This is a genomic window from Microlunatus kandeliicorticis, assembly GCF_014137855.1.
Lineage (GTDB): Bacteria > Actinomycetota > Actinomycetes > Propionibacteriales > Propionibacteriaceae > Microlunatus > Microlunatus kandeliicorticis.
In genome coordinates this window covers 660,570-673,403 of the sequence record NZ_JACGWT010000001.1, presented here as the reverse complement: position 1 = coordinate 673,403, position 12,834 = coordinate 660,570, and the positions used below count along the sequence as shown (strand labels likewise).

The 12,834-nt window shown below is 74.1% G+C and carries 13 protein-coding genes; 5 read left to right on the top strand and 8 right to left on the bottom strand.

Annotated elements, in window-relative coordinates:
* Positions 1-645, top strand: a complete 645-nt coding sequence (locus FHX74_RS03005) for a prepilin peptidase (protein WP_182558570.1) — start codon at positions 1-3, stop codon at positions 643-645.
* A 53-nt stretch (positions 646-698) separates the two neighbouring features.
* On the opposite strand, the gene FHX74_RS03000 is transcribed toward FHX74_RS03005, so the two are convergent.
* Together FHX74_RS03000 and FHX74_RS02995 are read right to left on the bottom strand one after the other, a co-directional pair.
* Entirely contained in the window at positions 699-959 is a 261-nt protein-coding gene (locus FHX74_RS03000) for a hypothetical protein (RefSeq protein WP_182558569.1), read from the bottom strand.
* Positions 960-968: 9 nt separating this feature from the next.
* Positions 969-1,607 carry a TetR/AcrR family transcriptional regulator gene (locus tag FHX74_RS02995; RefSeq protein ID WP_182558568.1) on the bottom strand — a complete coding sequence of 213 codons (639 nt, stop codon included), beginning with the start codon at positions 1,605-1,607 and terminating at the stop codon, positions 969-971.
* A 31-nt stretch (positions 1,608-1,638) separates the two neighbouring features.
* Between FHX74_RS02995 and FHX74_RS02990 the strand changes: the two genes are divergently transcribed.
* From FHX74_RS02990 to FHX74_RS02980, 3 genes are all read left to right on the top strand, one after another.
* Entirely contained in the window at positions 1,639-2,469 is an 831-nt protein-coding gene (locus tag FHX74_RS02990; RefSeq protein ID WP_182558567.1) for an alpha/beta fold hydrolase, read from the top strand.
* A 50-nt stretch (positions 2,470-2,519) separates the two neighbouring features.
* Entirely contained in the window at positions 2,520-2,999 is a 480-nt protein-coding gene (locus FHX74_RS02985; RefSeq protein WP_182558566.1) for an SRPBCC family protein, read from the top strand.
* Between the two features lie 68 nt (positions 3,000-3,067).
* Positions 3,068-3,787, top strand: a complete 720-nt coding sequence (locus FHX74_RS02980; RefSeq protein WP_182558565.1) for a hypothetical protein — start codon at positions 3,068-3,070, stop codon at positions 3,785-3,787.
* A 26-nt stretch (positions 3,788-3,813) separates the two neighbouring features.
* Here FHX74_RS02980 and FHX74_RS02975 read toward each other — a convergent pair whose 3' ends face one another.
* Entirely contained in the window at positions 3,814-4,800 is a 987-nt protein-coding gene (locus FHX74_RS02975) for a zinc-dependent alcohol dehydrogenase (RefSeq protein WP_182558564.1), read from the bottom strand.
* A gap of 111 nt (positions 4,801-4,911) precedes the next feature.
* On the opposite strand from FHX74_RS02975, the gene FHX74_RS02970 reads away from it, so the two are divergent.
* Positions 4,912-5,811: an amidohydrolase family protein gene (locus tag FHX74_RS02970; protein ID WP_220483398.1), complete on the top strand. Its 900-nt coding sequence runs from the start codon at positions 4,912-4,914 to the stop codon at positions 5,809-5,811.
* A 117-nt stretch (positions 5,812-5,928) separates the two neighbouring features.
* Here the strand turns inward: FHX74_RS02970 and FHX74_RS02965 are convergent, their stop codons facing one another.
* From FHX74_RS02965 to FHX74_RS02945, 5 genes are all read right to left on the bottom strand, one after another.
* Positions 5,929-6,357, bottom strand: coding sequence for a hypothetical protein (locus FHX74_RS02965; RefSeq protein ID WP_182558563.1), 429 nt, complete (start codon positions 6,355-6,357; stop codon positions 5,929-5,931).
* A 147-nt stretch (positions 6,358-6,504) separates the two neighbouring features.
* Positions 6,505-7,626, bottom strand: coding sequence for a mandelate racemase/muconate lactonizing enzyme family protein (locus tag FHX74_RS02960; protein ID WP_328823584.1), 1,122 nt, complete (start codon positions 7,624-7,626; stop codon positions 6,505-6,507).
* A gap of 4 nt (positions 7,627-7,630) precedes the next feature.
* Positions 7,631-9,184 carry an alpha-L-fucosidase gene (locus FHX74_RS02955; RefSeq protein WP_182558562.1) on the bottom strand — a complete coding sequence of 518 codons (1,554 nt, stop codon included), beginning with the start codon at positions 9,182-9,184 and terminating at the stop codon, positions 7,631-7,633.
* Positions 9,185-9,400: 216 nt separating this feature from the next.
* Positions 9,401-11,638, bottom strand: coding sequence for a glycoside hydrolase family 3 N-terminal domain-containing protein (locus FHX74_RS02950; protein WP_182558561.1), 2,238 nt, complete (start codon positions 11,636-11,638; stop codon positions 9,401-9,403).
* Between the two features lie 44 nt (positions 11,639-11,682).
* Positions 11,683-12,744, bottom strand: coding sequence for a PrsW family intramembrane metalloprotease (locus tag FHX74_RS02945; protein ID WP_328823583.1), 1,062 nt, complete (start codon positions 12,742-12,744; stop codon positions 11,683-11,685).
* Positions 12,745-12,834: the final 90 nt, after the last annotated feature.

Genomic DNA, 12,834 nt, shown 5'->3' with positions numbered 1-12,834 from the left:
ATGGTCGCCGTGACGCTGCTGCTGGTGGTCGCCGGCGGGTGCGCGCTGGCCGGCGGGTTCGTCGCCCGGACCCTGCCGCGCTGGCTGCCCGACGTCCGGCGCCCGACGGCGGTGCCCACGGCGGTGCTCGCGGCCGGTCTGGGTGCGGCCGCGGTGGTCGCCGGGGTGCGCGGGCCCGCGCTGGTCGGGTTCGGCCTGCTGGCCGTCGGGCTCGCGGCGCTGGTGCTGGTCGACGTCGTCGAGCAGCGGCTGCCCGACCGGCTGGTCGGCGCGACCGCGGTCGGCGTGCTCGTCCCGCTGCTGGTGGCCGCCGCCGTCGAGGGCCGCTGGCCGCGGCTCGGCGTCGCGGCGCTCACCGCGGTGGTGATCACCGCCGGCTACTTCGCGCTGGCCTGGGTGCGCCCGGACGACCTCGGGCTCGGCGACGTCAAGCTGGCCGGCGTGCTCGGGCTCGCGCTCGGCTGGCTGTCCCCCGCGGTCGCGGTCCTCGGCGTGCTCGCCGGGTTCGGCTGCGGTGCGGTGGCCGCCGTGGTGCTGCTCGCCACCCGGCGGGTGGGCCGTCGCGGACACTTCGCGTTCGGTCCCTGCATGGTGGCCGGTGCCGCCCTCGCGGTGCTGCTCGGGCGGACCGTGCTGGCCGGCTGACCCCCGTCCGCCCCGAGGTCGGCGAGGTCAGCAGGGCCGGCACGCCAGGCAGGTCAGGACCCGGACGGGTCCTCGGTCAGACCGGCCAGCGGGTCGCCGCCGGCGGTGCCCTCGGGATCGGGGTCCGGCTCCTCACCGGCCCGCGGCGCGTCGGCGGGCGGAGCGCCGCCGTCGGAGGCGCGGGCGACGTTCTGCAGGCTGTCGCGGGCGCCGGCGACCGACTCGCGGTTGTTGCGGACGTCCACCCCGCCCTCGGGCAGCTCCTCGGTGCCCGGCTCGTCGGCGGAGGTCGGCTCGCTCGTCTGGTCGCTCATTCCGCCAGCCTAGGGCCGAGCCGGAACGCCGCGGGTGGGAGCGGGTGCCGGCGGGACCGGGCCCGGTGGCACCAGCAGCGGCGCGAGCAGCTCGCCCAGGGCCTGCTCGACCTGGCCGGGTGAGAGCCCGGCCTCCTCCCGCAGGATGCGCCAGGTGGTCGCGTCGCACACCACCACCAGCTGCGCCCGGCGTCGCGCCCGGTCCTCCGGGTCGGGCACCGCCTCGAGCAGGTCGGCGAAGGCGGACGCGCACCAGGCGAGGTGGTGGTCGCGGCCGCGGCGGGCGACCTCGGCGAGTCCCGGGGCGGCGTCCGCCTCGGCGTAGAGCTTGAGGATCGCGGCGCCGTAGCGCTCGTAGTGCGCGACCAGGTCGGCGAGCACCCGGTCGGGTGCGTCACCCGCCCGGTCGGCCCGGCCCGCGGCGATCCCCTCCAGGGCGCGGTTCGCCATCGCGGTGACCAGGCCGGGTTTGCCGCCGAACCGCCGGATCACCGTCTGCACCGTGACCCCCGCGTCGGTGGCGACCTGGTCGAGCCGGAGCCGGTCGTAGGGCGTGCGGCTCCACAGCGCCAGCGTCGCGTCGAGGATCCGGTCGGCGGTGCGTTCGGCGGCGGCAGCCCGACCGGTCATCTGGTACGGTCGGTTCATGTTAGACACGTTAACACGAAAGTAGGCGACGATGCCGACCGACCTGATCACCAGCCACCGCGTGCGGACACGGCTGGGCCGGCTGCACGTCCGCACCACCGGGACCGGTCCGGCCACCGTGCTCTGGGCGTCGATGTTCGTCGACGGTCACACCATGGACGGCCTGCTGCCGCTGCTCCCCGACCGCCGGTTGGTCGTGGTCGACGGCCCGGGGATCGGCGGGAGCGACCCGCTGGTCCGCCGGAGCACGATCCGCGAAGCGGCCGGTGCCGCGGTCGACCTGCTGACCGGCCCGCAGGCCGGCGAGCTCGGGATCGACGGCCCGGTCGACTGGGTCGGCAACGCCTTCGGCGGTCACGTCGGCTACGAGCTGGCCGGCGACCCCGCCCTGCTCCGCACCCTGGTGGCGATCAGCGCGCCGACCGAGCCGGTGCCGGACGAGCTGCGCCGACAGATCGCCGTGCTCGCCCCGCTGCTCCGCGCCCTCGGCCCGGTCGGGCCGGTGCGCGCCGCCATCCACCGGGCACTGCTCAGCGAGGCCTCGGTGGCCGATCCGGCGATCCGCGCGGTGGTCGACGAGAGCCTGGTCCGGCCGTCCCGGCGGAGCCTGGCGCTCGCCCTGCGGAGCTTCGTGGTCGACCGCACGGACGTCACCGCCGGCATGTCCCGGATCGCCGTCCCCTGCCTCTTCGTGACCGGCGACCAGCGCGGGGACTGGACCCCCGAGGCCGCCGAGCGGACCGCCGCCCTGGTGCCCGGGGCCCGGGCGGTCACCGTGCCGGGCGCCAGCACGCTCGTCCCGCTCGAGCAGCCGGCCGCGCTCGCCGCCGCGCTCCGTCGGTTCTGGGCCGAGCAGGGCTGACCACCGGACCCGCCGCAGCGGCCCCGACCACGACCGGGAACACTGGCGGCATGGCCGACACCTCCCTGTCCGTGAGCAGGACCATTGACGCCCCGACCACCGCGATCTGGGACCTGCTGGTCGATCCCGCCCGGCACGCCGACTTCGACGGCTCCGGGTTCGTCCGCTCGGCCGAGAAGCCGCAGCCGATCACCGCGGTGGGTGACGTCTTCCGGATGAACATGGAGGGCGCGCACATGAGTGGCGAGTACCAGATGGACAACACCGTCACCGGGTTCGTGCCGCACCGGCTGATCGCCTGGCAGAGCGCGCCGGCCGGCACCCAGCCGCCCGGCTGGGAGTGGATGTACGAGCTCGAGGCCGACGGCTCGGACGCCACCACGGTCACCCTGACCTACGACTGGTCGAAGGTCACCGACAAGGCGCTGCTGGCCAAGGTGAAGTTCCCGCTGGTCCCCGCCGCCGACCTGGCCTCCTCGCTCGACGCCCTGGCCTCGGCGGTCGGTCCGAGCCACCGCGCCGAGCAGTAGGCGTCCTCGCTCCGCACCTTTGCGGGAGGGGAGGCGGACCCGCGCCCGGGAGCCCGTAGCCTTCGCGGGTGCACCCGCTCGACCTGGCCGCCGTCCTCGGCGGCGTCGGCCGGTTGGTGCAGGTCGTGCTGGCCCTGTTCGGGCTCGGGCTGGTCACCGCGTTCAGCCCGACCACCTTCGGGATCGAGATCGGCGTGCTCGAACGCGCCCGCCGGGCCCGGCTCCAGCTGTTGATGATCATCCTCGGTGCCTGCGCCGGGGCCACCCTGCTCGCCGCGCTGTTCGCGGTGGCCAGCCCGCAGGCGCTCAACACGCTGTGGACCGGACAGGTGCGGGCGCTGATCGGTCAGCGCTGGTTCGACGCCGCGGTCGGGCTCGCGCTGGTGATCATCGGCGTGGTCCGCTGGGTGCGGGCCCGCTCTCCACGCAAACCGCGCCGGGTCGGCGGCACCGACAGACCCCGGGTGCTGTTCACCGTGGTGGCGGTCGAGACCATGATCAGCACCACCCGGCTGGCCACCGTCTTCCTGGCCGTCCGGGCCCTCGGCACCACCGCACCGGTGTTCTGGTCGCTGGGCTACTCGCTGTTCCTGCTCGGGGTGATCGCGCCGTACGTCGGGCTCGCGTTCGCGCTGCACCGGGCACCCGGGTTCGGCCGCGCCGTCCGCCGGCTGATCGACGGGGTGGGCCGACGCGACCTGCGGCGCCCGGTGGCCGTCGGGCTGATCGTGGTCGGCGCACTCCTGCTGGTCTGGGCCGGCTCGGTGCTGGTCCCGCTGCAGCGCTGACCCGTCGGGTCGGACCCGGCCGGGCCTCAGCCGGCGGCCGGGAGCACCAAGCCGATCTTGGCCGCCCCGCGACCGTGGTCGCGGGCCGTGGCGACCGCCTCGGCCGCGTCCTCGAGGTCGTACATCGCCTGCAGGCAGTGGTCGACCTCGATCACCCCGTCGGTGATCAGCTCGACCGCGGTGCGGAACGAGGCCAGCCCCGGCTCACCCTGGGTGTTGTTGCTGAAGGCCACCGTGAGCGCCCGGCGGAAGGCGCCGTCGACGTCGAACGGCTCGGCCCCCGGCCGGTCCGGGTAGCCGAAAGCGCCCAGGGTGGCACCGTGCGCCGCGGAGGCGACGGCGAGCGCACGGGCCTCGATCCCGCCGGCGGCCTCGATCACCAGCGGCGCCCCGCGGCCGCCGGTGTGGTCGAGCGTCGCCTCGGCCACCGAGTCCTCCGGTCCGTGCACGGTGACGTCCGCCCCGAACCGGCGCGCGGTGGCCAGCCGCTCGGCGTCGAGGTCGGTGATGATCACCGTCGCACCGCGCGCCTTGAGCTGCTGGAGGAAGAACAGCCCGGCCGAGCCCGCCCCGACCACCACAGCGATCTCGGGCGCCTCGCGGTCGGCGGGCAGGAACTTCTTCATCGCGTAGACGGTGGTGCCGAGCTGCTGGGCCAGCAGCAGCCGCCGGAGGTCGCCGCCGGCGGGCAGCGGGACCAGCTGGGCCTCCGGCACCGACTGCACCGCGGCGAAGCACCCGCCCTGACGCCCGAAGGGGACGGTGAGCACCGGCGTCCCGGCCGCGAGCCCGGTCCCGCCCGGATCGATCACGGTCCCGGTGCCCTCGTGACCGGGGTACCCGGGCAGGCCGAGCCGGGTCTCGTCGTGGAACCCGTCGAAGATCACGTGCAGGTCGGAGCCGCAGATCGAGGCGTAGTGCATCGCCACCAGCACGTGCCCGGGCTCGGGCTCCGGCTCCGGGTAGTCGCGGACCTCGATCACCCCACGGTCGGCCAGCGTCGCCGCGCGCATCCGCTCTCCCTCTCGTCCGGCCGGCTCCGCCGGCTGCGGTCGCCGGCGGTCGGCGCCGACGGGCCCGACGTTAGTCTGGGCGCCCGCGAACCCCGCGAGAGGAGCACCGGGTTGCCCGAGCACAGCGACGTGATCATCGACGCCCATCAGCACATCTGGGACAAGAGCAGGGCCGACTACCCCTGGCTGACCCAGGAGCTGGCGCCGGTGGACCGGGTGTTCACCTTCGACGAGCTGCGGCCGCAGCTGGACGCCTGCGACGTCACCGCCACCGTGCTGGTGCAGTCGGCCGACAACCTCGAGGACACCGAGCTGATGCTCGCCTGCGCGGCCGACGAGCCGCGGGTGGCGGGCGTGGTCGGGTGGGTGCCGCTGGACCAGCCGGACCGGACGGCCGAGCTGCTCGAACGCTGGGCGTCCACCCCGGTGGTCCGTGGCATCCGCAACCTGATCCACGACCGGCCCGACCCGCGCTGGCTGTTCCGCGACGACGTCCGCGAGGGGTTGGCGCTGCTCGAGCGGAGCGGACTGACCTTCGACGTGGTCGCGGTGCTGCCCGACCACCTCGAGGCGGTGCTCGACCTGTCCGAGCGCTACCCGGACCTGCCGCTGGTGATCGACCACCTGGGTCACCCGCCGATCGACCTGGACGGCCCACCCGACGGGAGCGAGCCGTGGTGGGACCTGTTCGCGGCCACCGCCGCCAACCCGCGCGTGCGGGCCAAGGTCAGCGGCCTCTACCCCACCGGCGACGGGACCGCGGCGCAGCGGACCGAGGAGGTCCGCCGGGTGGTCGACCACGCGTTCACCCACTTCGGCGCCGACCGGCTGATGTACGGCGGCGACTGGCCGATCTCGGTGCTGCACGGCGGTTACGGCATCACCTGGGACTCGCTCCGCCCGCTGTTCGACGGGCTGACGCCGGCCGAACGCACCGCCGTCCTCGCCGGCACCGCCACCGCGTTCTACGGCCTCGACCCGCAGCGGGTCGCCGCAGCGCACGCGGACTGAACGTCTCGACGCCGGCTGAGCTTGTCGAGGCCCAGAGCACTTCGACTAGCTCAGTGCACGGCGCACTTCGACAGGCTCAGGGCACGGAACGGCGGACGTCGACAGGCTCAGGGCACGTCAGCGGACCCGGACGACCTCGACCGGGCTGACCTGCGCGACCACGGCATGGCCGCCGCGGCTGTCGACGTCGAACAGCCGGGCGCGGAGCCGGTGGTCGCCGGCGTCGCGCCAGCGGAGCCGGACCACCAGGGTCGAGCCGCCGGTCTCGTCGGCCACCGGTCGCGAGCACCGCAGATCGGCCCAGCGGTGGTGCCGCGCGGTCTGCAGGCAGATCAGCGTGTACCCACCGGCCGCGTCGTCGTCACCGGTGGCGGTCAGCACCACCGTCTCGCCGGACCGGACACTGGCCCGGTCGGCGTTGAGCAACACGTCCGACTTCGCGCTGGCGGGCGGAGCGGTCGCCGCACCGATCCCCACCGCACCCAGCACGGCCAGCGGCAGCGCCACCGCCGCCACCCGCCTCGACGTCCCCCTCGACCACACCATGCTGCACTCCTGAGCCCCGGGTGCGGACCGGCCCGCACGGAGGCGACTCTGCTCGGGGTCGCTGAGAGGATCCGGGGCCGGTGACCATCGCACAGCCGGCACACAGCCGGCTGGCCCAGCCGGGAGCGCGGACCGCCCCGGTCGGCCTCAGGCGACGGTCAGCGCCCGGAGCTTCTCCTCGTCCCAGGCGATCCCGAGCCCCGGCTCCTCCGACGGCCGGACGCGCCCGCCGGTGACGTCGAGCCCCTCGGTGGTGATCGCCCGCAGCTGCGGGATGTGCTCGAGGTAGAGCCCGTTCGGGATCGCGCAGACGAGCGGCAGGTGCAGCTCCATCAGGAAGTGCGGGGCGACCTGGACGTTGAAGGTCTCGGCCAGGTGCGCCACCTTGAGCCACGGGGTGATGCCGCCGACGCGGGCCACGTCGACCTGGACGATCGAGGCCGCCCCGGCCTGCAGGTAGCCGCGGAACTGCAGCGGCGCGTACATGCTCTCCCCGACCGCCACCGGGATGCTCGTCGAGGCGGCCAGCCGGACGTGCCCGTCGAGGTCGTCGGCGGGCAGCGGTTCCTCGAGCCAGAACAGGTCGAGCGGCTCGAACAGTCGGGCCCGACGGATCGCCTCGGCGGCGGTCATCGACTGGTTGGCGTCGACCATCAGGTCGAAGTCCGGACCGACGGCCTCGCGGACGGCCCGCAGTCGCTCGGCGTCCTCCCACCCCTTGGGCTTGCCGATCTTGATCTTGACGCCGCCCAGCCCGCGCTCCCGGCTGGCCAGCGCCTGCTCGACCAGCTCGGGCACCGGCAGGTGCAGCCAGCCGCCCTCGGTGTCGTAGACCGCGATGTCGGGCTGTGCTCCCCCGGCCAGCCGCCACAGCGGCACCCCGCAGGCGCGGCTGCGGGCGTCCCAGACGGCGGTGTCGACCGCGGCCAGGGCCAGCGCGGTGATCACCCCGGTGGTGGTGGCCCGGGTGATCGTGAAGCAGCGCCGCCAGACGTCCTCGACCCGGTGGACGTCGGCCCCGATCACCTGCTCCAGCAGGGTGTCGCGGAGCAGCGCCAGCACCGCGGTGCCGCCGGTGCCGATCGTGTAGGCGTAGCCGAGCCCCTGGACGCCGGACCGGGTGATCACCTCGACGAAGATCGTCTCCTGCTTGACGAACTGCTGGACGGCGTCGGTCCGCAGCCGTTCGACCGGCAGGTCGACCAGCCAGGCCCGCGCCCGCTCGATCGGGTCGCCGTCGGGTGCCGCGGACGGGCCCGGCTGGTTCACCGGGTCAGAGCTCGTGGTCGAAGGGCAGCCGGGTTCCGGCCTCGGCCGGCTCCGGGGTCAACCGGATCACCGCGCCGACCGCGCTCGGTCGGTCGGCGGGCAGCCGGACCTCGAGCGCGTCCTCGGTCTGGGTCCAGGTGACCTCGCCGTCGTGACCGAGCAGGTCGACGCTGCGGATCGGCCGGGCCAGCTGCCCCGAGCCGCTGCCCCAGGCCCGGATCCGGGCCACGCCGTCCTCCGGCCAGGCCAGCAGGGTGGCGTAGAGCCGCTCGTTGCCGTAGCGCTGCTGGCTGGTGAACCGGATGTCCTCGGCCCCGAAGACCCGCTCGGTCGCGTCGATGAACGACCCCGCGGCCTGGACGGTCGGACCCTCGGCGGGGATCGCCCACGGCACCGAGCCGTAGATCGCCTGCCCGTTGACCCGCAGCCAGTCCCCGATCCCGGTCAGCAGCTCACGCTCCTCGTCGGCGATCGTGCCGTCGGACTTGGGCCCGATGTTGAGCAGCAGCACGCCGTTCTTGGCCACCACGTCGACCAGCTCGGCGATCAGCTCGGGCAGCGTCTTGTACTGCTGGTCCGGCACCCAGCTCCACGAGGTGCGGGCCACCGAGGTGTCGTTCTGCCACACCGTCGGGTGCACCGTGTCCATCGCGCCGCGCTCGAGGTCGAGCACCGCGGTGCCGGGGGCGAAGGCGTCCCACTTGTACTGGATCACCACCTCGCGGCCCCAGCGAGCGGCCTCGTTGTAGTAGTACGCGGCGAGCTTGCGCAGCCAGGGCTTGAAGACCGGGCGCTCGATCCACCAGTCGAACCACAGCACCTGCGGCCGGTAGCGGTCGATCAGCTCGACGGTCCGGAGGAACCAGTCGATCATCCAGGCCTCGTTGGGCGAGGTCTCCTCGCGCTGGGCGGGGCCGTAGAAGTCGACGAACTCGGGGTCGGTCACGTCGGAGGGCGTCCGCGCGCCGCCGTTCATGAAGAACCAGTGCTCGGCCCGGTGCGAAGAGACGCCAAGCACCATCCAACGGTCGCGGACCGCCGCACCGAGCTCGCCGACGACGTCGCGGTGCGGCCCGATCGCGGTGGTCTTCCACCGCGAGCGGGCGGTCTCGTACATCGCGAACCCGTCGTGGTGCTCGGCCACCGGCACCACGAACTGGGCGCCGGCGCGGTGGAACAGGTCCGCCCAGTCGGCCGGGTCCCAGCGCTCGGCGGTGAAGTCGGCCAGGAAGTCCTTGTAACCGAATTCGGTCTGCGGGCCGTAGGTCCGGCGGTGGTGGTCGTACTCGGCCGTTCCCTCGACGTACATGTGCCGCGGGTACCACTCGTTGCCGAAGGCGGGCACGGTGTAGGCGCCCCAGTGCAGGAAGACGCCGAACTTGGCGTCGCGGAACCAGTCCGGGACGGTGTAGCCGGACAGCGATTCCCAGGTCGCCTCGTACGGCCCGGCCGCGATCACCGCGTCGACCCGGGCGAGCTCGGCGACGTCGTCGAGCGGTTCCGGCCGGGCGGGCCACGGACCCTTCGTCGGCGCCGTGTCCTGGTTCGCTGCGGTCATCGGGTCCCCTGTCCTCGGCGCCTGGGCCCAGCGGCCTGGGCCTCCACCGACGGAGACGGTCACCGTCGGAGGTCGGATGTCCGGGGCCGCGAACGGTCACGACCGAGCGACGCCGGGACAGCCGATGCGTGCAGCCTAGGCGATTCCGCTACCCGACCACCAGACGGCCGTCCGGACGAGCTGGCCAGAGATCGGATGTCTGTCGCTGCCCCGCGATCAGTCGGTGGTCACCTCGAGGACGGTCCCGAGCGTGGCCGTCGAGTCCCCGCCCACCCACAGGTCGAAGGTCGAGGCGTCGAGCACCCAGTCGCGGACGGCCGCGTTCCAGTACCGCCGCTGCTCCGGGCCGACCGGGAAGGTCACCCGTCGCGTCTCGCCGGGCGCCAGCTCGACCCGGACGAACCCCTTGAGCTCGCGGACCGGCCGGGAGGCGGTGCCGCTGCGCTGGTGGAGGTAGAGCTGGACGACCTCGGTGGCCGCGCGGTCGCCGGTGTTGGTCACGTCGACGCCGAGGGTGACCACGTCGTCGCGCCCGCAGCGCTCGCGGTCGAGGCTGAGGCCGTCGTAGCCGAAGCGGCTGTAGCTCAACCCGTGGCCGAACGGGAACAGCGGCGTGCTCGCCTCGTCCCAGTAGCGCCGGGCCTGGTTCTCCGGTTCGTGCGAGGTGGTGTGGGCATAGATCATCGGCAGCTGGCCGACCGTCCGCGGCCAGCTGAACGGCAGCTTCCCGCCCGGGCTGACGTCGCCGAAGAGCAGGTTGGCCACCGCCGCCCCGCCCTGGCTGCCGGGATACCAGACGTCGAGCACGGCGGGCACGTGCTCGGCCACCCAGCGCAGGTCGAGCGGTCGGCCGTTCATGATCAACGCCACGGTCGGGGTGCCGGTGTCCACCACGGCCCGGAGCAGCTCGAGCTGACGGCCGGGCAGGTCGAGCGAGGACCGCGAGGCCGCCTCGCCGATCATGTTCTGCCACTCCCCGACCACCACCACGGCGACGTCGGCGTCGGCGGCCAGCGCGACCGCCCGGTCGAACTCGGCCGCCTCGTCGAAGCCCTCCGGGTCGGTGGGCGCGTTGCCGCCGAACATGTCGAACATCGACGGGAAGGTGCGCTGCACGACCGGGACGCCGCGGGCGTGCTCGACCCGGACGTCGGCCCCGGCGCGGGCCCGGATGCCCTCGAGCACGGTGACGGTCTCGTCGAGGTCGAAGTCGAAGACCCAGGGGCCGAGGGTGTCGCGGCGCGAGTCGGCCAGCGGGCCGAGCACCGCGATGGAGCCGGTGGCCGGGTCGAGCGGCAGCAGATCGCCCTCGTTGCGGAGCAGCACGGCGGCCCGCTCGGCGGCGGTCCGGGCGACGTCGCGGTGGGTCGGGTCGGCGAGCACCTGGCGGGCGCGGTCCTCGTCGACGAACGGCTCCTCGAACAGCCCGAGGGTGAGCTTGGCGGTGAGCACCCGGCGGACGCTGGCGTCGATCGCAGCCGGATCCGCGAGCCCGGCCTCGACCTGGCCGGGCAGCGCGGCGTAGGCGGGGTCGCTGATCGCCATCTCCATGTCGACGCCGGCGTTGACCGCACGGGCCCCGGCCTGCTCGAGGTCGGGGGCGAACCCGTGGGTGTGCAGGTTGCGGACGGCGTTGGCGTCGCTGACCACGAAGCCCCCGAAGCCCCAGGTGTCGCGGAGCACCTCGGTGAACAACCAGTGGTTCCCGGTCGCCGGGACGCCGTTGAGGTCCATGTAGGCGGTCATGATGTTGCCCGCGCCGGCCTCGACGGCCGCCCGGAACGGCGGCAGGTAGGTGTTCCAGAGCTCGGAGTCGGAGAGGTTGACCTCGTCGTAGTCACGGCCACCGAGCGCGGCGCCGTAGCCGGCGAAGTGCTTGGGGCCGGCGATCACGTGCTCGGGGGTGCCGAGCGCCGGGCCCTGGAAGCCCCGCACCTGGGCGGCGGCCATGGCGGCGCCGAGGAAAGGGTCCTCGCCGGCCCCCTCGATCATCCGTCCCCAGCGCGGGTCGCGGGCGATGTCGACCATCGGCGCGAACGCCCAGTGCAGCCCGACCGCCCGCGCCTCGCGGGCGGCGACCGCCTGCCCGGCCTCGACGGTGGCCAGGTCCCAGCTGGCGGCCATCGCGATCGGGACCGGGAAGATCGTCCGGAAGCCGTGGATGACGTCGAACCCGAAGATCACCGGGATGCCGAGCCGGTTGCCGTCGAGCGCGAGCCGCTGCAGCCGGTTGGCCTGCGCGGGATCGGAGACGAACAGCAGCGAGCCGACCCGCCCGGCGGCCAGCGCCGCCTCGACCTCGCGCGGTTGCGCACCCGGGTCGAGCCCGAGCGCCGGATCGGCCTCGGCCCCCTCGGGCAGGGTGAAGTAGAAGTACTGGGTCAGCTGACCCGCCTTCTCCTCGGGCGTCATCCGGGACAGCAGGTCCTCGGCCCGCTCGGCGATGGTCGGCATCCGGTGGTTCCTCCGGTGGGTGGTCGGTGGTCGGTCGGGACGCCTCATCCTGGCCGGTGTTCGCCGGCCTGGCCAGCGCCCGGGTCACCCCAGCCCTGCCCGGCCGGCGGGTGCGGCTGCTGCAGGTAGGGCTGCGGGTACGGCTGCTGGGGGTACTGCTGCTGGGGGTACTGCTGCTGGGGGTACGCCGGCGGCGGCAGCTGCTGGGGGTGCTGCTGCTGGGGGTACGCCTGGGGCGGATAGGGCTGCCCGGGTGCCCAGCCGCCCGGCGGCAGGCTCGGTGCCGGCGGCGTCCGCCGGCGTCGACCGACGTGGGCGCGGTGGATGACGATCAGCAGCGCGACGAACCCGCCGACGCCGACCACCAGCCGCACCCAGTTGTTGTTGAAGCCGTCCCAGGCGGCGTGCAGGAGCACGACCGCGAAGAACACCCCGACGGCCCGGAGCACCGCCCGGCCGCGGTGCGGGGCGTCCGGGATCGCCCAGATCGCCGCCGAGGCGAGCCCGGTCCACGCGACGTGCCCGGCCGGCGCGAGGATCGCGCGGAGCAGCAGGGTCGCCTCGACCGCGCCGACGTTGCCGCTGCGGAGCAGGGCGGTGAAGCCGTAGCCCATCGTCTCGAGGGTGGCGAACCCCATCCCGCTGGCCACCCCGATGATCACGCCGGCCTCGGCGCCGACCCGCGAGCTCCGCCGGATCCGGACCCAGATCAGCACCAGCACCGGGAGGATCAGCTTGACCGACTCCTCGATCAGCCCTACGAAGATCATCGGCACCGTCCGCAGCCGGACCAGGGTGTCGTACTCGAGGCTGCCGGCGGCCACCGTCCCGATCACCCCACCGACCACCGCGACCAGGGTGAGCAGCCCGGGCGAGACCAGCACCCGGCGTCCGCCCGAGGCCGCGAAGACCAACACGGTCGCGGGCACCACGATCGAGCCGAGCAGGATCAGCGACGGGACGAAGTTCGGGTTCTCGGTCCGCACCATCGTCCGCAGCACCAGCAGGTAGGCGATCACCCCGGCCACCAGCACGGCGATCCAGGAGAGCCGTCGCGGCCAGCTCTGCGACGCCGCCGGGTCGGGGCCGGGCGTTGCGGGGTTCACGGTCATGCTCGTCCTCACGATCACGGTCTGCTGCGGCGATCATTACCGCACACCGTCGCTGTGGGCCGGGCCAGTGACCGGCCACCACGG

Excerpts from the sequence above, each read along its gene's own strand:
- FHX74_RS02950 (WP_182558561.1), bottom strand. The coding sequence starts at position 11,638 with ATGCCGACCATCGCCGAGCGGGCCGAGGACCTGCTGTCCCGGATGACG.
- FHX74_RS02955 (WP_182558562.1), bottom strand. The coding sequence starts at position 9,184 with ATGACCGCAGCGAACCAGGACACGGCGCCGACGAAGGGTCCGTGGCCC.
- FHX74_RS02995 (WP_182558568.1), bottom strand. The coding sequence starts at position 1,607 with ATGAACCGACCGTACCAGATGACCGGTCGGGCTGCCGCCGCCGAACGC.
- FHX74_RS02975 (WP_182558564.1), bottom strand. The coding sequence starts at position 4,800 with ATGCGCGCGGCGACGCTGGCCGACCGTGGGGTGATCGAGGTCCGCGAC.
- FHX74_RS02965 (WP_182558563.1), bottom strand. The coding sequence starts at position 6,357 with ATGGTGTGGTCGAGGGGGACGTCGAGGCGGGTGGCGGCGGTGGCGCTG.
- FHX74_RS02985 (WP_182558566.1), top strand. The coding sequence starts at position 2,520 with ATGGCCGACACCTCCCTGTCCGTGAGCAGGACCATTGACGCCCCGACC.
- FHX74_RS03005 (WP_182558570.1), top strand. The coding sequence starts at position 1 with ATGGTCGCCGTGACGCTGCTGCTGGTGGTCGCCGGCGGGTGCGCGCTG.
- FHX74_RS02990 (WP_182558567.1), top strand. The coding sequence starts at position 1,639 with ATGCCGACCGACCTGATCACCAGCCACCGCGTGCGGACACGGCTGGGC.
- FHX74_RS03000 (WP_182558569.1), bottom strand. The coding sequence starts at position 959 with ATGAGCGACCAGACGAGCGAGCCGACCTCCGCCGACGAGCCGGGCACC.